Annotated in this window: 17 protein-coding genes, 4 tRNA genes and 2 rRNA genes (1 of these 23 cut by a window edge); 3 read left to right on the plus strand and 20 right to left on the minus strand. The window is 45.3% G+C overall.

Features of this window, described 5'->3' with window-relative positions:
- Positions 1 to 24: 24 nt before the first annotated feature.
- The 16 genes from rpoB to JSY38_RS08405 all read right to left on the minus strand — a co-directional run bounded on the left by rpoB (position 25) and on the right by JSY38_RS08405 (position 12630).
- Complete coding sequence (gene rpoB, locus JSY38_RS08330) at positions 25 to 4125, minus strand: DNA-directed RNA polymerase subunit beta (protein ID WP_205116411.1); 4101 nt, start codon at positions 4123 to 4125, stop codon at positions 25 to 27.
- Positions 4126 to 4314: 189 nt separating this feature from the next.
- Complete coding sequence (gene rplL / locus JSY38_RS08335) at positions 4315 to 4686, minus strand: 50S ribosomal protein L7/L12 (protein WP_110577358.1); 372 nt, start codon at positions 4684 to 4686, stop codon at positions 4315 to 4317.
- An 82-nt stretch (positions 4687 to 4768) separates the two neighbouring features.
- Positions 4769 to 5269: a 50S ribosomal protein L10 gene (rplJ, locus tag JSY38_RS08340; protein ID WP_114412708.1), complete on the minus strand. Its 501-nt coding sequence runs from the start codon at positions 5267 to 5269 to the stop codon at positions 4769 to 4771.
- 234 nt (positions 5270 to 5503) lie between these two features.
- Positions 5504 to 6205: a 50S ribosomal protein L1 gene (gene rplA, locus JSY38_RS08345; protein ID WP_114412709.1), complete on the minus strand. Its 702-nt coding sequence runs from the start codon at positions 6203 to 6205 to the stop codon at positions 5504 to 5506.
- Positions 6205 to 6639, minus strand: coding sequence for a 50S ribosomal protein L11 (rplK, locus tag JSY38_RS08350; protein ID WP_110577354.1), 435 nt, complete (start codon positions 6637 to 6639; stop codon positions 6205 to 6207). The genes rplA and rplK overlap by 1 nt, the downstream gene beginning before the upstream one ends.
- A 49-nt stretch (positions 6640 to 6688) precedes the next feature.
- Positions 6689 to 7222, minus strand: a complete 534-nt coding sequence (gene nusG, locus JSY38_RS08355; RefSeq protein ID WP_114412710.1) for a transcription termination/antitermination protein NusG — start codon at positions 7220 to 7222, stop codon at positions 6689 to 6691.
- 9 nt (positions 7223 to 7231) lie between these two features.
- Positions 7232 to 7600: a preprotein translocase subunit SecE gene (gene secE, locus JSY38_RS08360; protein WP_114412711.1), complete on the minus strand. Its 369-nt coding sequence runs from the start codon at positions 7598 to 7600 to the stop codon at positions 7232 to 7234.
- A gap of 40 nt (positions 7601 to 7640) precedes the next feature.
- Positions 7641 to 7716 (minus strand) — tRNA-Trp (locus tag JSY38_RS08365).
- 115 nt (positions 7717 to 7831) lie between these two features.
- Positions 7832 to 7907: transfer RNA gene (locus JSY38_RS08370), tRNA-Thr, on the minus strand.
- A 2-nt stretch (positions 7908 to 7909) separates the two neighbouring features.
- Positions 7910 to 7984 (minus strand) — tRNA-Gly (locus JSY38_RS08375).
- A 3-nt stretch (positions 7985 to 7987) separates the two neighbouring features.
- Positions 7988 to 8071, minus strand: a tRNA-Tyr gene (locus JSY38_RS08380).
- Positions 8072 to 8145: 74 nt separating this feature from the next.
- The gene (locus JSY38_RS08385; protein ID WP_114412712.1) at positions 8146 to 8844 is read right to left on the minus strand and encodes an SPOR domain-containing protein; all 699 of its coding nucleotides are present in this window, start codon (positions 8842 to 8844) and stop codon (positions 8146 to 8148) included.
- Positions 8841 to 9575 (minus strand): type III pantothenate kinase, encoded by a 735-nt coding sequence (locus JSY38_RS08390; RefSeq protein ID WP_205116413.1) that lies wholly within the window; start codon positions 9573 to 9575, stop codon positions 8841 to 8843. The genes JSY38_RS08385 and JSY38_RS08390 overlap by 4 nt, the downstream gene beginning before the upstream one ends.
- Positions 9559 to 10512, minus strand: coding sequence for a biotin--[acetyl-CoA-carboxylase] ligase (locus tag JSY38_RS08395; protein WP_114412714.1), 954 nt, complete (start codon positions 10510 to 10512; stop codon positions 9559 to 9561). The genes JSY38_RS08390 and JSY38_RS08395 overlap by 17 nt, the downstream gene beginning before the upstream one ends.
- 23 nt (positions 10513 to 10535) lie before the next feature.
- The gene (locus JSY38_RS08400) at positions 10536 to 11423 is read right to left on the minus strand and encodes a phytanoyl-CoA dioxygenase family protein (RefSeq protein WP_239544438.1); all 888 of its coding nucleotides are present in this window, start codon (positions 11421 to 11423) and stop codon (positions 10536 to 10538) included.
- A 19-nt stretch (positions 11424 to 11442) separates the two neighbouring features.
- Entirely contained in the window at positions 11443 to 12630 is a 1188-nt protein-coding gene (locus JSY38_RS08405; RefSeq protein WP_114412715.1) for an alpha/beta hydrolase, read from the minus strand.
- Between the two features lie 100 nt (positions 12631 to 12730).
- Here JSY38_RS08405 and JSY38_RS08410 point away from each other — a divergent pair, with 100 nt between their 5' ends.
- Entirely contained in the window at positions 12731 to 13165 is a 435-nt protein-coding gene (locus tag JSY38_RS08410) for a GNAT family N-acetyltransferase (RefSeq protein WP_114412716.1), read from the plus strand.
- A gap of 139 nt (positions 13166 to 13304) precedes the next feature.
- On the plus strand, positions 13305 to 14648 hold the full coding sequence (locus JSY38_RS08415) for a GH1 family beta-glucosidase (RefSeq protein ID WP_205116415.1): 1344 nt from the start codon (positions 13305 to 13307) through the stop codon (positions 14646 to 14648).
- A 92-nt stretch (positions 14649 to 14740) separates the two neighbouring features.
- Here JSY38_RS08415 and JSY38_RS08420 read toward each other — a convergent pair whose 3' ends face one another.
- Positions 14741 to 16456, minus strand: coding sequence for an OpgD/OpgG family glucan biosynthesis protein (locus JSY38_RS08420; protein WP_114412718.1), 1716 nt, complete (start codon positions 16454 to 16456; stop codon positions 14741 to 14743).
- Between the two features lie 219 nt (positions 16457 to 16675).
- On the opposite strand from JSY38_RS08420, the gene JSY38_RS08425 reads away from it, so the two are divergent.
- Positions 16676 to 17911, plus strand: coding sequence for a uracil-xanthine permease family protein (locus tag JSY38_RS08425; protein ID WP_205116417.1), 1236 nt, complete (start codon positions 16676 to 16678; stop codon positions 17909 to 17911).
- An 82-nt stretch (positions 17912 to 17993) separates the two neighbouring features.
- On the opposite strand, the gene JSY38_RS08430 is transcribed toward JSY38_RS08425, so the two are convergent.
- The 3 genes from JSY38_RS08430 to JSY38_RS08440 all read right to left on the minus strand — a co-directional run.
- The gene (locus tag JSY38_RS08430) at positions 17994 to 18848 is read right to left on the minus strand and encodes a CPBP family intramembrane glutamic endopeptidase (protein WP_205116419.1); all 855 of its coding nucleotides are present in this window, start codon (positions 18846 to 18848) and stop codon (positions 17994 to 17996) included.
- A 502-nt stretch (positions 18849 to 19350) separates the two neighbouring features.
- Positions 19351 to 19465 (minus strand): 5S ribosomal RNA (rrf, locus tag JSY38_RS08435).
- Positions 19466 to 19647: 182 nt separating this feature from the next.
- A 23S ribosomal RNA gene (locus tag JSY38_RS08440) occupies positions 19648 to 21751 on the minus strand (it continues 786 nt past the right edge of the window).

Here is a 21751-nt window from a genome sequence, read left to right on the forward strand (position 1 = left end):
CAGCAGGTCAAATGTGATTCGTGCTTATTCGTTTTCTAGCTCGATATCGATACCAAGAGAACGAATCTCTTTCACCAACACGTTGAAGGACTCAGGCATGCCAGGTTCCATACGGTGGTCACCGTCTACGATGTTTTTATACATCTTAGTACGGCCATTCACGTCATCGGACTTAACAGTCAACATCTCTTGAAGCGTGTAAGCAGCACCGTATGCCTCTAGTGCCCATACTTCCATCTCCCCGAAACGCTGACCACCGAACTGAGCTTTACCACCCAGCGGCTGCTGAGTAACCAAGCTATAAGAGCCGGTAGAACGTGCGTGCATCTTGTCATCAACCAAGTGATTCAACTTAAGCATATACATGTAACCAACCGTTACAGGACGTTCAAAAGCATCACCAGTACGGCCGTTAAATAATTTAACCTGACCACTTTCGTTGATTCCAGCTAAGCGCAACATACGCTTGATCTCAGCTTCTTTTGCACCATCAAAGGCACCAGACGCCATTGGAACACCACCCGTCAGGTTGGAGGCCAAGGTTAAAATCTCTTCGTCTGTAAAGCTATCTAGATCTTCCGTACGAGCACAACGCAAGTCACCTTCGTAGCCATTGTAGATTTCATCGAGGAAGCTACGCAGTTCTGCAACCGCCTCAGCTTTCTCACGCTCTACAACAAGCATCTCGTTGATCTTACGACCCAAGCCTTTAGATGCCGCACCTAAGTGAGTCTCCAAAACCTGACCAACGTTCATACGCGAAGGAACACCTAACGGGTTCAATACGATATCAACTGGATCACCGTTTTCATCATACGGCATGTCTTCAACTGGCATAATTTTAGAAATTACACCCTTGTTACCATGACGACCGGCCATTTTATCACCTGGCTGGATACGACGTTTGATGGCAACATAAACTTTAACGATTTTAAGAACGCCAGGCGCTAGATCATCACCTGTTTGTAATTTGCGTTTCTTATCTTCAAATTTCGCATCAAGCTCTTTACGGCGCTCAATCAAAGCGGCTTGCGCTTTTTCAAGCTGCTCACTCGCTTCTTCATTAGCAACACGAATTTTAAACCACTCAGGGTGATCTAGATTCGCCAAGTACTCTTCCGTAATAATCGCATTGCGAGCCAAGCTAGGACCGCCTTCCGCTTGCTGGCCGATTAGGGCTTCAGCTAGACGTTCGAAAGTCGCTTTCTCAACAATACGGAACTCTTCGTTCAAGTCTTTACGAACTTGATCAAGCTGCGATTTTTCAATGAACTTAGCACGGTCATCTTTTTCAATGCCATCACGAGTGAAAACTTGCACGTCGATAACTGTACCGCGCGTACCCGTCTTAACACGTTGCGACGTATCTTTTACGTCAGACGCTTTTTCACCGAAGATAGCTCGCAAAAGTTTCTCTTCAGGCGTTAGCTGTGTTTCGCCTTTAGGCGTCACTTTACCAACTAGAATATCGCCTGGCTCAACTTCTGCACCGATGTATACGATACCGGATTGATCCAACTTAGAAAGCGCACCTTCACCCACGTTAGGGATATCGGCAGTAATTTCTTCAGGCCCAAGCTTAGTATCACGTGCAACACACGTTAACTCTTGAATGTGGATAGAAGTGAATCGATCTTCTTCTACAACACGCTCAGATACTAGGATCGAGTCTTCGAAGTTGAAACCATTCCAAGGCATGAAAGCAATACGCATGTTTTGACCAAGCGCCAAATCACCCATATCAACAGAAGGACCATCGGCCATAATGTCGCCAGAAGCAACCTTCTCACCCTTCATCACCAAAGTACGCTGATTAATACATGTGTTCTGGTTAGAACGCACGTATTTAGTCAGGTTGTAGATATCCACACCTGCTTCACCAGCAATTGTTTCTTCTGAGTTCACACGTACAACGATACGGCTCGCATCAACAGACTCAATCACACCACCGCGATTCGCAACGATACAAACACCAGAGTCTTTTGCTACATTTTTTTCCATACCAGTACCAACTACAGGCTTATCAGCCTTAAGTGTCGGCACGGCTTGACGCTGCATGTTCGAGCCCATCAATGCACGGTTAGCATCATCGTGCTCTAGGAACGGAATCAAAGATGCCGCAACAGAAACAACCTGACGAGGTGACACGTCCATTAGGTTTACTTTTTCTTTTGGAATCAAAGTCGTTTCGTGCATATGACGCACCTGAACCAACTCATCAACCAAACGACCTTCCGCATCAACATTTGCAGACGCTTGGGCAATTACATATTTCGCTTCATCGATCGCAGAGATATAAACTGTTTCATCCGTCATCTTGCCATCAATAATCTTACGGTATGGCGTTTCTAAGAAGCCGTAGCTGTTAGTACGCGCATAAGTAGATAGCGAGTTGATCAAACCAATGTTTGGACCTTCAGGTGTTTCGATAGGACAAACACGGCCGTAATGAGTTGCGTGTACGTCACGCACTTCAAAGCCTGCGCGTTCACGCGTAAGACCACCAGGCCCTAACGCTGAAACACGACGCTTATGCGTTACTTCAGATAGCGGGTTGTTTTGGTCCATAAACTGAGACAACTGGCTTGAACCGAAGAACTCTTTAATAGCAGCAGCAACTGGCTTCGCATTCAAAAGATCTTGTGGCATAAGGCCATCAGCTTCCGCCATTGACAAACGCTCTTTCACTGCACGCTCAACACGAACAAGACCAACACGGAATTGGTTCTCGGCCATTTCGCCAACAGAACGAACTCGACGGTTACCCAAGTGATCGATATCATCAACCATGCCGTTACCGTTACGGATATCAAGCAAGGTTTTAAGAACAGCAACAATGTCGTCGTTATCAAGAACGCCAGCACCCGCATCTTCTTCACGACCCAAGCGGCGGTTGAACTTCATTCGTCCAACGCCAGACAAATCATAACGATCTTCAGAGAAGAACAAACCTTGGAACAAGCCTTCAGCCGACTCCTTGGTTGGCGGCTCGCCAGGACGCATCATGCGGTAGATCTCAACCAAAGCTTCCAACTGGTTGCTGGTCGGATCAATACGAAGCGTATCAGAAATAAATGGACCATTATCCAAGTCATTCGTGTAAAGCGTATCCACTTCAGTGATACCTGAAGCCACTAATGCCTCTAGCAAATCAACAGAAAGCTCTGTGTTTGCTTCAGCAATCAATTCGCCCGTTGAAGGGTGAACCAAATTTTTAGCAGTTACTTTACCAAGCATGTATTCAAGCGGCACAGATAAGCGCTCAAGACCCGCTTTTTCCATTACACGAATATGCTTAGCGGTAATACGACGACCTTCTTCTACGATAAGTTCGCCATTCGCATCAGCAATATTAAATAGCGCTGTATCACCACGTAGGCGATTAGCAACTAGATCCATCTCAAAACCATCACGCTTCAAATAGAAACGCGTAGATTCAAAGAAAGCATCTAGAATTTGTTCCGTACCATAACCCAAAGCACGCAGCAAAATCGTTGCTGGTAACTTACGACGACGGTCGATACGAACAAATACGCAATCCTTTGGATCAAACTCGAAGTCCAACCAAGAACCGCGGTAAGGAATAATTCGAGCAGAATGCAGTAATTTACCTGAAGAGTGAGTTTTGCCACGATCGTGATCAAAAAACACACCAGGAGAACGGTGTAATTGAGAGACGATAACACGCTCAGTCCCGTTAATTACAAAGGTACCATTATCTGTCATGAGCGGAATTTCACCCATGTAGACTTCTTGCTCGCGTATGTCTTTGATTGCTTTGTTCGACGATTCTTTATCATAAATGATAAGTCGCACACGAACACGTAAAGGTGCCGCGTAAGTAACACCACGCAACTGACACTCTTTAACATCAAAAACTGGTTTGCCTAAACGGTAATCGACGTATTCTAGCGCCGCATTGCCGGAAAAGCTGACCATTGGAAAGACAGATTTAAAGGCCCCATGCAGACCTAATTCCCCACGCTCTGCAAGGCTTTTACCTTCTTGCAGAAAATTACGGTAGGATTCAAGCTGAATTGCCAGCAAGTATGGCACATCCAAAACGGGCGGCAGTTTACCGAAATCCTTACGGATACGTTTTTTCTCAGTGTATGAGTAAGCCATCAGCATTCCCCAGCTTGTGCACATTGACGCAAAAGGCCCAAATCAGGCCTTACCATATATGGGAGCATTATCTCCCACTTGAAAATTCTTCTAAGGTTTTATTTGAGTTTTAGAAACCCAAAAAGGCCGGTGACAATAATGTCACCAGCCATTTCGACTATTGGTCGAAATCTGGAAATGCAAGCATCATTACTTGATTTCGACAGATGCACCAGCTTCTTCAAGAGCTGCTTTAAGAGCGGCAGCGTCATCTTTAGAAGCACCTTCTTTAACAGTCATTGGAGCGCCGTCAACGATAGCTTTAGCTTCTTTCAAGCCTAGACCAGTCGCTGCACGAACAGCTTTGATTACGTTTACTTTCTTGTCGCCAGCAGCAGTAAGAACAACGTCAAATTCAGTTTGTTCTTCAGCAGCAGCGCCAGCTTCAGCAGCAGGACCTGCAGCTACAGCAGCAGCTGCAGATACGCCGAATTTTTCTTCCATTGCTGAAATTAGTTCAACAACGTCCATCACAGACATTTCTGCTACTGCATTGATGATATCTTCTTTAGTTAGAGCCATGACTCAGATTCCTAGCATTCTTTATAATTACCCGAAGGCAATAAAACAAAATATTTATCAAGAAGGGATACGGTAAACCGTATTACGCCGCTTCTTGCTCTTTTTGATCGCGAACCGCTGCAAGAGTACGTACAAACTTGCTTGTTGCGCCCTGAATAACACTCATCAGTTTCGCAATTGCTTCGTCGTATGTAGGCAGTGTTGCCAAACGATCAATGTCGCCAGCTGGGATCAACTCACCGTTGAACGCCAACGCCTTCACTTCAAACTTGTTGTTCGTTTTAGCAAAAGCTTTCAACAAACGAGCAGCCGCACCCGGGTGTTCGTTAGAAAAAGCAATTAACGTAGGACCAACAAAGCTCTCAGCTAGGCATTCGAAGTCAGTGCCTTCAACTGCACGGCGAGCCAAAGTGTTACGTACTACACGTACATAAACACCTGCTTCACGCGCTTCTTTACGTAGTGCTGTCATATTGCTCACGGTAACACCGCGAGAATCAGCAACTACTGCAGACAATGCAGTTTTAGCAACTTCGCTAACTTCGGCGACAATGGCTTTTTTGTCTTCTAGACCTAATGCCACTGGTTTTCTCCTGGATTAGCAGAGAGCGTATACTCTCTTATTTTTACCAACTCTTCGATTACTCGAAGTACTTGCTGGTGAGTTAGATCCAGTATATCTGAATCGGGCCACACCATCTGCGCAGGACAAACATTTTACAACGTTGTTATTAAACCCTTAGGGTTCCTGCGGTCTTTGACGGCCTGCTCAACAAATAAATGAAGGCAGACCCCAAAGCTCATGATCTAAACATGCTTACTTAGTAGAGTTAAGCGCGCTTAGATCAATTTGTAGACCAGGTCCCATTGTAGAGGACAAAGTCACTTTTTTCAGGTAAACGCCTTTAGATGAAGCAGGCTTAGCACGACGCAAGTCAGCCAAAAGTGCTTCCACGTTTCCTCTGATAGCATCAGCAGCGAACTCAATAGAGCCTACAGCCGCATGGATGATACCATTTTTATCTGTACGGTAACGAGCTTGACCAGCTTTTGCATTTTTAACTGCAGTTGCAACATCAGGTGTTACTGTGCCAACTTTAGGGTTAGGCATTAGACCGCGTGGACCTAGAACCTGACCTAGTTGACCGACGATACGCATTGCATCAGGAGATGCGATAACAACGTCAAAATCTAGGTTACCAGCTTTAACTTGCTCAGCCAAATCTTCGAAACCAACAACATCTGCACCAGCTTCTTTCGCAGCTTCAGCATTTGCACCTTGCGCAAATACAGCAACACGAACATCTTTACCAGCACCATGAGGCAATACAGTAGAGCCACGAACAACCTGATCAGATTTACGTGGATCAACGCCTAGGTTAACAGATACATCGACAGATTCTTTGAACTTAACAGTAGAAAGCTCAGACAATAGAGCAACAGCCTCTTCTACAGAGTAAAACTTAGTTGCTTCTACTTTTTCAGCGATCAAGCGAGCGCGTTTAGTTAATTTAGCCATTAGTTTACACCCTCAACTTCTAGACCCATAGCGCGTGCGCTACCAGCAATCGTACGAACTGCTGCATCCATGTCAGAAGCAGTCAAATCAGCTTGCTTCGCAACAACAATCTCTTCTAGCTGTGCACGTGTAACCGTACCAACTTTCTGAGTGTTTGGACGTGGAGAACCACTCTTCAAACCAGCTGCTTTTTTAAGTAAAACAGAGGCAGGAGTAGATTTAGTTTCAAATGTAAAGCTACGATCACTGTATACAGTGATGATTACTGGCGTTGGAAGACCAGGCTCTACGCCTTGAGTTTTCGCATTAAACGCTTTACAGAATTCCATGATATTCACACCGTGTTGACCAAGTGCTGGACCAACTGGTGGACTTGGGTTCGCTTGACCCGCTTTAACTTGTAGCTTGATATAAGCTTGGACTTTCTTAGCCATTTTTCAACTCCAGATGGGTCACTGCCCGAAGGCTACCCGTTCAACAAAATCAGGCCTTCTCAACCTGACTAAACTCCAAATCAACAGGTGTCGAGCGCCCAAAAATAAGCACCGCCACTTTGATTCGACTTTTATCGTAATCCACTTCTTCCACAACACCATTGAAGTCAGCAAACGGCCCTTCGTTAACACGAACCACCTCACCCACTTCAAACAAAGTCTTAGGACGCGGCTTATCAACCCCATCACTAACGCGTTGCAAAATAGCATCTGCTTCACGACTCGTGATCGGAGAAGGCTTATCAGCCGTACCACCGATGAAACCCAATACACGAGAGGTGCCTTTAACCAAGTGCCAAGAGGCGTCATTCATATCCATTTGAACCAATACATAACCTGGATAGAACTTTCTTTCACTCTTGCGCTTTTTGCCATCTCGGATTTCGACCACTTCTTCAGTCGGCACCAAGATGTCACCAAAATTTTCTTCCTGCCCCATAACCTGCACTCGCTCAAGAAGCGAACGCATTACGTGCTTTTCGTACCCTGAGTACGCCTGTACTACATACCATCGTTTGGTCACGAGCAACTCCTAACTAATTACCGAGGAAACGATCCAACCAAGGAACGAATCCACCCCCCATAGCACGAGAGACATAAAAACAACAACCGCTAATACTATTAATGTTGTTTGCGTGGTCTCTTGTCTGGTTGGCCATACAACTCTGCGAATTTCAGTCTTAGCTTCTTTTGCCAAAGTAAAAAAAGCCTTACCTTTCACAGTCTGCAACGCAACAAAACCAGCAACACCAGCCAACACCAAGATAGCAATTAAGCGATACAATAGTGACTCAGCAGAATAATAGTTATTACCAATCACGCCTACCGCAACTAGTAGAACAACAATCGCCCACTTAAACACATCTCCGCGAGACGCTTGAGCTTCAGTACTCGAACTCATACTTTAGGTGATCCCTAACTAAGAAATAGGATACGAATTATGGCAGGCCAAGAGGGACTCGAACCCCCAACAGCCGGTTTTGGAAACCGGTGCTCTACCAATTGAACTATTGGCCTACAATCGTATGGGCGGAGGATGATACCTAAACATGCTAAGTTTAGCAAGGGTATCTGCCCAAAAAACAGACAATAAAAAAGGCGGTCGAGCCACCTATCTTTTGCATTGGAAAGCTGGAGCTCATGAGCAGATTTGAACTGCCGACCTCACCCTTACCAAGGGTGTGCTCTACCAACTGAGCTACATGAGCATTGGAGCGGGTAGCGGGAATCGAACCCGCCTCTTCAGCTTGGAAGGCTGAGGTAATAGCCACTATACCATACCCGCAATTGGTGGAGGGAGGTGGATTCGAACCACCGAAACTTTCGTGGCAGATTTACAATCTGCTCCCTTTGGCCACTCGGGAACCCCTCCACGTACTCAGCGCTACAACGCAACACCCCAAAAGGTGGGAGCCATTATATGAATCGTCTTGCCAATTGCAAGCGCTAGCAAGGATTTTTTTCTACTTTTATCATCATCTTTGTCAGATCAAAGCGTGACATGAACTGTTCCCAGTCTTTTTCATCCACTGGGTGCGATATATCGATCTGCTGCAGTGAGACATTTCGCATATGTTCATAAACATCAACAGGATAGCCTGAGGCATTCTGCACTCGCACTTTCGCCTGATTCGCTCGCTCTTGTGATGAATACAAACCCAAAGATATTCGATTCTTCATTTCAGCACGATTAATAACAAAACTGTCGATCGATTTAGAAGCAAGTTCTTTTACAATACGCGCTGCAATTTCTGGCGTTTCTGGTGCCGCTATATACAGCCAGAATTTAGGCCTTTTACCTGTCACCTCTCTGTCCTGATAATCCCAACCAAAACCATTTAGCACTTTAACAATTTGCTGCTTATCTTCATTGCGCTCTGCCTCAAGACGCGGACAGAATAACTCTGGCGCATCAACGGTCGCCTGTTCAATGACTTTGTTAAGCGCCTCTTCAAGACTTTCATTTGATGACACTTCAGCTTCAGGGTATTGTTCGATAGGAGCTTCAGACAAAAGGTAAATTTTTTCGCTGACAGGCGGCCCATAAACTGACTCTCTGCTTTTTTCAGGCGTATCTTGGACAAAACTATGCCAACTTAAAAATGCGGCATTCAACAACACAACAAAAAGAAAAAGCCACTTCATTTATTGCCTCTTAACTGCTCATCACCCACCAATTTTGCACCTATAGCCACTAGGTTCATCTGGCGCTCGACGGGGATACTCAAACGCCCCAGCAAAGACTCAGCATCGCCACCTGTCGCCACCCATTTATAATCTTTGTATTGTAAGTGGATGCGCTCCAAGAAACCTAAAACCATTTCATAACACCCTTCTGTTACCGCTCGGGCGGTCGAGTTAGGAAGCCCTTCTCCGCCAACGACCTCATTCGAATCATAACGAATTCGCGCCGTGTTAGAGAGCAGAGATTCCTCCATCATACCAAGCCCTGGGGTTATATATCCGCCAAGGTGGACCCCTTCTTTATTTACCACATCTACCTTAATAGCTGTACCAGCATCTATCACAACCACACCATCCTTTGCTAGGTAGTATGCTGCAATGGCACCAAGCCAACGATCTACGCCTAATCGCTCCGGCTCAAGGTAAGCGTTATACACACCGCAAGCTTCAGCTTGGCTGGCTAATGTGACCCAGCCACTATGCGGGTATTCAGCCTGAATATCTGCATGCAACAGCGCACTTTGCTCCTTCGAGCGCACACTGGCAAAGTAAATCACATCTGGATCAAAACCTGTATTAGCAGGGCAATTGTCACCTCGCTGAACCCACAATACAGAATCACCTTCAAATGCAGTAAGTTTGATACTTGTATTCCCTGCATCAACCACCAAAACCTTAGATGCGACGGACACTTATTTCTCCTCCATGCAAAGCCACTAGCTCACCATTTTCTTCTAGCAGCAACGCCCCTTTCTGATCAATACCTCGCGCGACACCTTGGCGCTGCTGAGAAACCGTACTAACAGTAACGGATTGATTAAAAAGCACGTCATATGCTTGCCATTGATGCTGAAAATGCTTCATCCCATTACCGTCTTCAAACAATTGGCAGATACTCATTAGCTCTTCGGTGAGCTCTGCCAAAAGAAAGTTTCTACTTGGTCGAGTCTTAAGTCGAGAAACCAAATCGGTCCAAGGCTGATCGACGTGCGCCATAAATCCATCATCCATCTCGACGTTTAACCCCACCCCAATAATGACATGACATACATCCTGATCCGCCACCATTTCCAATAAAATGCCACAGATCTTCTGCCCATCAATTTGTACATCATTGGGCCACTTCAGGCCTGGATTCGGAATACCTGCTTTTCTCAAAACACGTGCAACAGCCACCCCCACAGCAAGGCTCAACCCTTCTACTACACTCGGCCCATTGTCAAAACGCCAAACGAATGAGAAGGTTAGGTTTTTGGCAACACCGGATTCCCATTGACGACCGCGTCGCCCTTTACCTTTAGTTTGGCGCTCAACAGCAATTAACGCAGGTAAGGGCTGGCCAGTTGATATATGTTGTTTTGCATCACCATTCGTAGACTCAGTTTCAAACGCTAATTTGAGCGCCACATCACTTGCCACACCATTAGCACGCAGCAGCTCTTCGGACAACAATTCAACGGGGGTTGGTAAACGATAACCACGACCTTTAACGGAATGAACTGTGACACCAATAGACTCTAACTTTTTAAGTTTCTTCCAGACCGCTGCGCGGGTGACTCCTAATGCGACCCCTAACTCTTCACCAGAGTGAAATTCATTATCACTAAGTAGGGCCAAAACAGCTTGCATCAACGCTCTCCAACTTTAATTTATCATTTCGTTTGAAACGGTATAAAAGATTGACCTTTCACCGCTTGAAGCCAGTTTAATTCAGGGTAATCACAAGTATTATCAACAGCATGAATAGAATACGCATGGCGCGACAGTTCAGAGCGATTAGCATAACTAAGGTGAGGAAACTCGCCATTCAAAACCACTAAGGAGCCTTTTGGTACTGGCATGGCCACCAGCTCGTCTTGACGCCAAGCGTGTTCTTTTAATGTCACCATTTTTGTTTCTACCGAATCAGGTGCATTACGTTCGAAACGCTTTAATAATCCTTGACGATGGCCTTTGGGCACACCCCAAAGACAACCATTTTCAAGTGTCGCGTCTTCAATGGCAAACCACAAGCCGATAACACTCATTGGCGTAGTGTATAGAAAGGTGCTGTCTTGATGACAATTTACCTCTCCACCAATACCTGGTTGCTTAAAAATATACATAGATTGTGCAGCCCGTGGCTCAACCATCCCCAGCTGCCGTAACAATTGCCCCCATACACAGGACAACGAAAAATCTTTAAACACATCATCTTGAAAATGAAGACTGTGCCCTACTTTGTTAATAGACAGCTCAAGGGGTTGTTTAAGACTACCAACCTCATCAAACGCCTCTTCTTCAAAGAAGAAAGACACCTTATTAGCCGACTCCATGAAATAACTGTCGGTATAGCGAGACTGCTCGTTAGTTGTGAAAATAGAGCGTACAGAGTCCGGCTCGAAAGATGCCATAAGCTCTAACATCCGCGCTTTAAGCGCATCACAAACAGCCTCCGGAATAATCGACTCCAGCACCAAATAGCCATCATTATGGTACTGCTCTATTTGCGATTGCATGATATCAACTGCAGGAAGACTAAGCCCTATATTTTCTGACATGCACTCTCTCTATCTATATTCACTTTGCGTTAGCCTTAATGAAAAAGGCGACTTCCTGCATCAATGAATTGAAGTTTGGATTCCAAGACACTCGCGCCGCATGGGGGCTATTTTTCGTTAAGGCTGAAGACTTTTCACCAAACCAATTTTCACCATCTGTTCGACACGTTTGATACAAGGACTCATCCGCTTGGTACCAACCGCAAATTCTATATTCACCTGCAGCTCCATAATAGGGGTTTTCTGGGTTGCCATGAACAGCCATGTGCGCCAGACCTAATATCCTGTCCTCTGGCCAATTGGTATTGTAAACCTTAATTCGGTCTGTATTGGCGCTCATTTGATCTTTGCTATACAGCACCATCTGGCTTTTTGGCCCAACCATGCCTGCATTAAACACTTTTTCTGATACAGAGGAATCGACTGTCTGGTCATCTTCCGATAAAGCGATGAATACTGGTAATGTTTTCGGATTTTTCAGAATTAAGTGACGCACTTCTTTCGACAGTTTATATACTTCAGCGATTGCTGGAACAGGAATAGACGCGTACTTAGCAAAGTCGTCGCTTGGGTAATTATCCAACCAATCTTTAAACATCGCCAACCAAGGTGACAGCCAATCAATGCTGCTGTTCACTTTAAAAACAGGCGAAAACAAAATAGCACCAGCGACACTATCTGAATGCTGCCAGGCATACTCTGCAGCTAATGCACCACCAGTAGAGAAGCCCCCAACATACATCACATCAACTTCTTTACTGAATTTATCCGCTGCATTTCGGAACGTCACGCGCCATTCATTTCGGGAAACATGCAATAGATCATCAGCCTTTGTGCCATGACCAGGCAATAAAACCACTCTTACATGATAGCAAGACGCTTGCAGTGCCACTGCTGGGTCTCGCATCGAAAAAGGAGAATCAGATAAACCGTGCGATAGCAACACGCCAATACGCGCTCGGCCGGTACATGTCTGCGCATCAGGCAATAATTCAAAAGGCAAAACAGCAGACAACTCTCTAGCTTTGTTATCAGCATTAACCCATAACTTCCGCTCGTTAACATATTGCTCTGCTCGAGCGACGTATTGATCAAAAGGTTCGCCTGGCTCATAGATGAATTCAGCTTGCTCTTGCGCCGCATTGACGGCTTCTGATATAGGTAAAAGCAATACAAAAACACACCACAACGCTATTTTCTGCCGCACAATAAATCCTCTCGCTGTAAGTAATTCAATCTAAATAACATCCTAGGAGCTCCCTGACCATGTTATTATTAAACACTTCCCTTGTACTACGCACTCCATCATGAAACCACCTTACCCTAACGCAGAACAAGTTCCTTCACTTTGGTTCCCCTTGGTAAAAAAGTTTTATCAAGCACACTACCCAAGCGGAAAACCAAATAAAGCAGACCCGATTTGGGTTATAAAAGACAAAGGCGTCATTCTGTGCGCAGTCAGGCTCAAACGTATTGCCGACAATCAACTACTCACAAGCATGATAACAGACCCTAATTTCCGCAAGCTTGGGCTAGGTAGCCACCTCATCAGCAGCATACACCCAGCACTGAATGAAATGCCCACCTATTGCTTTGCCTTGACTCATCTAGTGCCCTTTTATATTGCCAATCATTTTACGACCATATCGGTAAAAATGTTACCTGAAGAATTATCAAGCCGCTTTCGCACTTATACTGCACAAGGTCGAAAACTTACGCCAATGTGTTACATCCGCAGTTAAAATGCTCTTAAAATGCACTTAAAACCTCTTAAATTACTAAAACCATGATGCCTTTATTGACGCTTTTCAGCTTCCTCCAGTACCTTTGATCACCTTACATATCTTTGTGAAGACAATAAATAAAAAGACTGAGGACATCATGTCAATCACCTTACCATCCAACTCGAAAATGCTTAGCTCTGATTTTATCTTTGGCGTGGCTACTGCCTCCTTTCAGATCGAGGGCGCGACAACAACCGACAATCGCCTTACTTCTATTTGGGACACTTTCTGTGCAACACCCGGAAAAGTAAAAGGCGCAGATAACGGAGAAGTGGCGTGCGACCATTACCACCTTTGGGAGCAAGACATCCAGCTTATAAAAGATCTTAATGTAGATGCTTATCGACTATCCATTGCATGGCCACGTGTCATGAATGAGAAAGGTGAAGCAAACCAAGCCGGATTGGATTTTTACCGCAACTTGCTCAAAAAGCTCAAAGCGGAAGGCTTGGCTGTATTTGTCACCCTGTATCATTGGGACCTACCACAGCATTTAGAAGACAAAGGTGGTTGGCTTAACAGAGAAACGGCATATCAGTTCAAGCAATATGCCGACTTGGTGACTAAAGAGCTGGCCGAATGGGTCGATAGCTGGGCAACCTTTAACGAACCTTTCTGTGCAGCAATATTAGGCTATGAACTAGGCATTCATGCGCCAGGGCTAAGCAAACCAGAATACGGTAGACAAGCCGCTCATCACATCTTACTCGCTCATGGCTTGGCTCTCCCAGTGATTCGTAAAAACGCGCCAAAATCTCAGGTTGGCATAGTACTAAATATGAACCGCTCCTACGCTGCCAGTGACAAAGCCGAAGATCAATTCGCTTGCTTGATGCGCGAAACGTTAGACAATCAATTTTTCATTGAGCCTTTGATGAAAAGCCAGTACCCACAGATCCTCAAAACCGTTGCACCACAATATTTGCCTAACGTTTTACCAGGCGATATGGAGATAATCTCTCAACCAATGGACTTCTTAGGCATGAACTTCTACACCTGTAACCATAATGCCTTCGACTCAAAAAACATGTTTAAAGATGTGAAAAACAGCAAAACCGTTGAATATACCGATATTGGCTGGGAAATTGCTCCACACGCCTTTACCGAGCTGTTAATAAACCTTCACAAACAATATACCCTACCACCAATGTACATTACCGAGAACGGTATCGCCTGCGCCGATAATATTATTGATGGGGACATCAATGACGATCAACGCGTGCGTTATTTGAACGGCCATTTAAATGCCGTACATCAAGCGATTGAAGCGGGAGTGGATATTCGGGGGTATTTTGCTTGGAGCTTAATGGATAATTTTGAATGGGCCGAGGGTTACAGCAAACGCTTTGGTTTAACTTACGTCGACTATCAAACTCAAGAAAGAACCATTAAACGCAGCGGATATGCCTACCGTGACTTTTTAAATAATCGCAAAAGCTAAATTATTTAGACGCAATTATTGAGCAACTAAAAATGCCCGATGCATAACATCGGGCATTTTTATTGGTAAAACAAACAGGTGCCTTTAAAAAGTTACTTCAAATGGCCTGCATTGTGAAGCTCTCTGTCTTTTTCTGCTGGCGGCGTCCACTGATATTGCCACGTCTCAGTCAGCGGCTGACCATTCGCTTCTAGATAAACACGAAGATTAATCGGCTTAGTGGCATTCTTTCCATTTGGTGGGACTAAATCGAACATCGCGCGATAGCCATCAATAGAATGAAGTGGTCGCGCCGATTCAATTTCCACTCGTCCGTCTGAAGAGGTAATCACTGCTTTCACTTTAGTATCATTGCCTAGCATAGCTAAAGAACCGCCAGCAAAATCAACAACAAAACGCTTGCTGTAATAATCACGCTTCTTACCAATCACACCACCAATACCAGTAAAGGTATCAACGACTCTTGCGCGATTAGATTGAACGGGGGGGTGGCTTCCCCAGTACATGTTATAGCTATAAAGCAACTCTTGGCCTGCTTCAACTGGAGTATCTGGATTCCAGAAAGCCACAATGTTATCGAAGGTTTCATCTAAAGTTGGAATCTCTACCAACTGAACAGAACCTTTACCCCAATTACCGATTGGCTCAATCCATAGGCTAGGACGCTTTTCATAGAAGACACCATCGTCTTGGTAGTGATCAAAGTTACGGTCACGCTGCAGTAAACCAAACCCTTTTGGGTTTTCATCACTATAAGCATTGAACTGCAAATTGGCAGGGTTAGTTAGTGGACGCCAAATCCATTCACCATTACCTGTTTGCATAGCAAGTCCATCAGAATCATGAATCTCGGCACGCCAATCATAATTTGTACGACGGTCATTTTCCCCAATCATAAACATACTGGTCATTGGCGCGACCCCCAAACGCTCAACAGATTTGCGTGGGTAAATAGCAGAATCCACTTTCATTTTGAACGGTTCGCCTGGAGACATATCAAAGCGATAAGCACCTGTAACACTTGGAGAATCCATTAACGCGTAAACAGTTACTACATCAGAACCTGGTGCAGGCTTCTGTAGCCAAAAATCTGTAAATACAGGGAACTCTTCTGGATGCGGCATTGCTGTATCAATTGCCAAGCCACGAGCAGACAGACCATACTGCATTTCACTACCCACTGCTCGGAAGTAGCTCGCCCCTAAGAAGGCAACAACATCACGCTGCCAATCTGTCGAAAACTGCATTCTAAAGCCAGCGAAACCAAGATCTTTAGGAAGATCTTCACCTTTTACTTTAGACTTACCGTAAGTAAATTCAGAAGGCATATAAGGAATCGGGGTAGATTTACCATTTTCCAACTCACTCATATGAATTGGCGTATCAAAACCTAAACCAAGATGGAAAAGCCCTGTACGGAACTCCGATTTTTCATCATTCCATAATGCAGCGTCTTTATTAAATTGGATTTCTTGATAATCATCCCAGTCCAAGCCTTTTAAGCTCTCTGGCATTTCACCTTGATGACTTTCATAAGGCTTAGTCGCCAATTGGCGCGCGTACCCTTTTAACCAAGCATAGCTAAATACTTCACCCTCCTCAGGTTGAGCCGCAGAAGACGCGGATGTCATTTCAGATGACGGAGCGGCACACGCAGTAAGACTGAACAACACACCAACTGCCAATAAGGAACGACTTGCTAAGCGCTGTAAATTACTAGATACATTTGTTTTTCGGGATTTTCGCAAAACCTGCGACCCGACCAAGTTTGAACCCTTCATGGGTTCTGAAAAACAATGATGAAGCATATTATCGACTCTATTAGTTATGGACAATTGAGTCCTATATTATCGAATAACAATGTCAACTAGTGTTCAGATAGAGTAAACATTTAAGATTTATACAGACAATATCCGCCTCTAGCTTAGTTTTTTTGTCCATTAGAGCCGCTAAAAGAGCAAAGTCTGGCGCTTGAATACGGTTCTCTATAAAATTCCGTCTACTAACAATCTAATAGGAACAACAATATGAAAAATGCCATTGTCGGCATTCAAATGCTATTTGTTGCATTTGGCGCTTTGGTACTCGTACCTCTATTGACAGGGCTTGACCCTAGCGTTGCTCTCTTTGGCGCTGGTGTCGGTACACTTTTATTTCAATTCATGACGCGCCGCACTGTGCCAATTTTCCTCGCCTCTTCTTTTGCCTTTATCGCGCCAATTATGTTTGGCGTTCAAACATGGGGCATTCCTGCCACGATGGGCGGATTAATGGCAGCAGGACTTGTTTACGTCATCTTGGGTGGCATCATTCGACTAAAAGGCGCTGGTTTCATCCATACGCTATTACCGCCTGTCGTCATAGGTCCAATAATCATTGTGATCGGCCTAGGGCTTGCACCCGTTGCTGTCAATATGGCTCTCGGGAAAGCTGGCGACGTTCAGGCAATTGATGCCGATATTTCGATCATCATCGCGCTCACTTCTTTACTGACAACCATCTTGATCAGCGTGTTCGCAAAGGGCTTATTTAAGCTTCTGCCTGTACTTGGTGGCATCTTTGTAGGCTATATATTGAGTTTATTCTTTGGCATCGTTAATTTTGAAGCGGTATACAGTGCTGCTTGGTTTGCTATGCCTAACTTCACAGCACCAGAATTCAATATCAATGCCATCTTGTTCATGTTGCCTGTTGCTATCGCCCCTGCCGTCGAGCACGTAGGCGATATTCTTTCTATCTCCAATGTCACCGGCAAAGACTATCTTAAGAAGCCAGGCTTACACCGAACTATTGCTGGCGATGGTGTCGCAACGATGGCAGCCGCTATGGTCGGCGCACCACCAAATACAACTTACAGTGAAGTTACAGGTGCCGTTATGCTGACTAAAGCATTTAACCCTGTCATCATGACTTGGGCTGCCATCGCAGCCATAACACTCGCTTGGGTTGGAAAATTAGGTGCCGCCTTACAAACCATTCCTCTGCCTGTAATGGGCGGCATTATGATTCTCTTGTTTGGATCTATTGCTGCGGTAGGCTTGAATACTCTAATCAAAAACCAAGTTGATCTTCATAAATCTCGTAATCTAATCATCGTCGGTGTCACACTGGTATTTGGTATCGGCGGCATGGCGTTTGGTATTGGTGAATTTAGCCTCCAAGGTATAAGCCTATGCGGTATTGTGGCGATCACGCTTAACCTCATCCTACCAAAAGACATCGGCGACAATCATATTGTTGATAACGCACAGATGGAAGAATAACTCTAGATAATAGAAGCAGTTCAAACTAAAACGGCCCCTCATAGGGACCGTTTTTTTGTAAAAAAAACCACATCGATATTTGTTAAGCCAGCATAGGATAAGTGAATAAAAATAAGTGCAGAGCATTTACTATAAAGTGGCATAGAATAGACAACTCGATTCGATTAGTCAGATAATACAGATAGCCATAACCTAAACCAGCAACCCCCGCTACGATGACATATTCAATACCACCTCCAACATGGGCAATACCAAAAAGCAAAGCAGGAACAATAGGAATAACAAACATGTATGACTTCCCTTTCAACCAATTTGATAGTTCTCTTTGCATAAAACCACGAAAGAAAGCCTCCTCGGCCACACAAGTAAATAACAAATTAATAACAAGGAAAGCCAACCAGAAGCTAGGCAACTTAACATCAATATGAATCAAACCGAGCAGCGTAGCCAACCCCAGAGCCAAGCATGGCGTAGCAAAGAATATTACTAGTGCGCCCTTAGATTTCTGCAACGCCTTAAAGTAACTTACATTAGCCTGCCCTCTAAAGAAGTAGACTATCAAGAACAAGCCAGCCAAACCTTTGTCAAAGTTTGCATATAAACTAAAAGGTATTCCGTCTCTACTCACTGACTCATCAATCACCACCGCATTGTTATTGAAACCTGGCAATAGATGCGTTGCTAGAGCAAGGGAAAACACTCCAAAAATCCCTACAACCACTCTGCGAAGCCAAACCACACGTAGCAACAATGAAGCGAATAACAACCCTGAATAAACAAAGATCACCGCTACCCCTTGGATACTCAGAACACCCTCTATAAATCCAACAAGCACGGCAATTAGGGAAGACATACCCCATAAAGGAATCTTTATAATTGAAAATTTTAATGGCGCAAAAACCAATAAAATAGATAAACCAAGTAAATAAAATGCCATGACAACCTCAGCAGAAGACCAATTAATAAATACCAGAAGATGACCTACTTTCGCCCCCTTCCTATGGCTTCCCGCCTTCGCTGAAATAACAGTAGCGATATGTCATTGCGACATTCCCTTCTTAGAAACTACAAACTTTTATTTGCTAGCAACAATTTTTCAACTCGTCTTTTCATCAAATGAAAAGCCTGACAGCATTAGTGACCAGATAATGCTTAATTAAAAGAAGATTGAAAAGTATTAACGTTGGATTCACGCTGACGCGTTGAGTTTGCATTTCCTTAAGACGAAAAAAAGCCCTGACAGCGTAGCTATCAGGGCCTTGTTAATATAAAGCTTGATGATACTTCCCCTATTGCGGGACGATCTACTCTTACATGCCTGTCTGTTATAAAGAGCCCCACATACTTATCCCCTTGCGAGACTAGCATGGGCGATGGTGATTCCCCATAACGAAAAAACCCCGACCTGCTGAGCAGGACGGGGTTTCTCTTAATATAAAGCTTGACGACGACCTACTCTCACATGGGATCTCCCACACTACCATCGGCGATGGCGCTTTTCACTTCTGAGTTCGGGATGGGATCAGGTGGTTCAACGCCTCTATGATCGTCAAGCAATTCGTTTTGCGTTTGTTTTGAGCTATGCGTTGATTGCATTGTCTTTCGACTTGTCTCAAAACACGCGAATACGTGCTTGGATCTTTAACAATTCATTTTGAAATAACGTGTATCAAGTATTAAACCGGATCGTATTATGTGTCTTTTTAACGTTTTCGTTAAAACCACTTTGGTGTTATATGGTCAAGCCTCACGAGCAATTAGTATTGGTTAGCTCAATGCCTCACAGCACTTACACACCCAACCTATCAACGTCCTAGTCTCGAACGGCTCTTTAGGGGACTTATGTCCCAGTGAGATCTTATCTTAAGGGAGGCTTCCCGCTTAGATGCTTTCAGCGGTTATCCCGTCCGAACATAGCTACCCGGCAATGCCACTGGCGTGACAACCGGAACACCAGAGGTTCGTCCACTCCGGTCCTCTCGTACTAGGAGCAGCTCCTCTCAAATCTCAAACGTCCACGGCAGATAGGGACCGAACTGTCTCACGACGTTCTAAACCCAGCTCGCGTACCACTTTAAATGGCGAACAGCCATACCCTTGGGACCGGCTTCAGCCCCAGGATGTGATGAGCCGACATCGAGGTGCCAAACACCGCCGTCGATGTGAACTCTTGGGCGGTATCAGCCTGTTATCCCCGGAGTACCTTTTATCCGTTGAGCGATGGCCCTTCCATACAGAACCACCGGATCACTAAGACCTACTTTCGTACCTGCTCGACGTGTCTGTCTCGCAGTTAAGCGTGCTTTTGCCTTTACACTCTATGCATGATTTCCGACCATGCTGAGCACACCTTCGTGCTCCTCCGTTACTCTTTGGGAGGAGACCGCCCCAGTCAAACTACCCACCACACAGTGTCCTCGATCCCGATAAGGGACCTGAGTTAGAACCTCAAACATACCAGGGTGGTATTTCAAGAGTGGCTCCATGCAAACTGGCGTCTGCACTTCAAAGCCTCCCACCTATCCTACACAAGTAGGTTCAAAGTTCACTGTGAAGCTATAGTAAAGGTTCACGGGGTCTTTCCGTCTAGCCGCGGATACACAGCATCTTCACTGCGATTTCAATTTCACTGAGTCTCGGGTGGAGACAGTGTGGCCATCGTTACGCCATTCGTGCAGGTCGGAACTTACCCGACAAGGAATTTCGCTACCTTAGGACCGTTATAGTTACGGCCGCCGTTTACTTGGGCTTCGATCAAGAGCTTCGCTTGCGCTAACCCCATCAATTAACCTTCAAGCACCGGGCAGGCGTCACACCCTATACGTCCACTTTCGTGTTTGCAGAGTGCTGTGTTTTTAATAAACAGTCGCAGCCACCTGGTATCTTCGACCGACTAGTGCTTACGGAGCAAGTCCTTCACACCGGCCGGCGTACCTTCTCCCGAAGTTACGGTACCATTTTGCCTAGTTCCTTCACCCGAGTTCTCTCAAGCGCCTTGGTATTCTCTACCTGACCACCTGTGTCGGTTTGGGGTACGGTTCGATCATATCTGAAGCTTAGAAGTTTTTCCTGGAAGCATGGCATCAACCACTTCGCCCAAAAGAGGGCTCGTCGTCAGTTCTCGGTCTTAAAGGGACCCGGATTTGCCTAAGTCCCAAACCTACCGCCTTAAACACAGACAACCATCGCTGTGCTGGCCTAGCCTTCTCCGTCTCTCCATCGCAATATGTACGAGTACAGGAATATTAACCTGTTTCCCATCGACTACGCATTTCTGCCTCGCCTTAGGGGCCGACTCACCCTGCCCTGATTAACATGGGACAGGAAACCTTGGTCTTCCGGCGGGGGAGTTTTTCACTCCCCTTATCGTTACTCATGTCAACATTCGCACTTCTGATACCTCCAGCCTGCCTTACAGCTTGACCTTCAACGGCTTACAGAACGCTCCTCTACCATGCCTAGTAAACTAAGCATCCGTAGCTTCGGTGTACAGTTTGAGCCCCGTTATATCTTCCGCGCAGGCCGACTCGACTAGTGAGCTATTACGCTTTCTTTAAAGGATGGCTGCTTCTAAGCCAACCTCCTAGCTGTCTAAGCCTTCCCACATCGTTTCCCACTTAACTGTAACTTTGGGACCTTAGCTGACGGTCTGGGTTGTTTCCCTTTCCACGACGGACGTTAGCACCCGCCGTGTGTCTCCCGTAATTGCACTCATTGGTATTCGGAGTTTGCATGGGGTTGGTAAGTCGGGATGACCCCCTAGCCCAAACAGTGCTCTACCCCCAATGGTGAGATACGAGGCGCTACCTAAATAGCTTTCGAGGAGAACCAGCTATCTCC

Source organism: Marinomonas foliarum, assembly GCF_016906065.1.
Taxonomy (GTDB): domain Bacteria; phylum Pseudomonadota; class Gammaproteobacteria; order Pseudomonadales; family Marinomonadaceae; genus Marinomonas; species Marinomonas foliarum.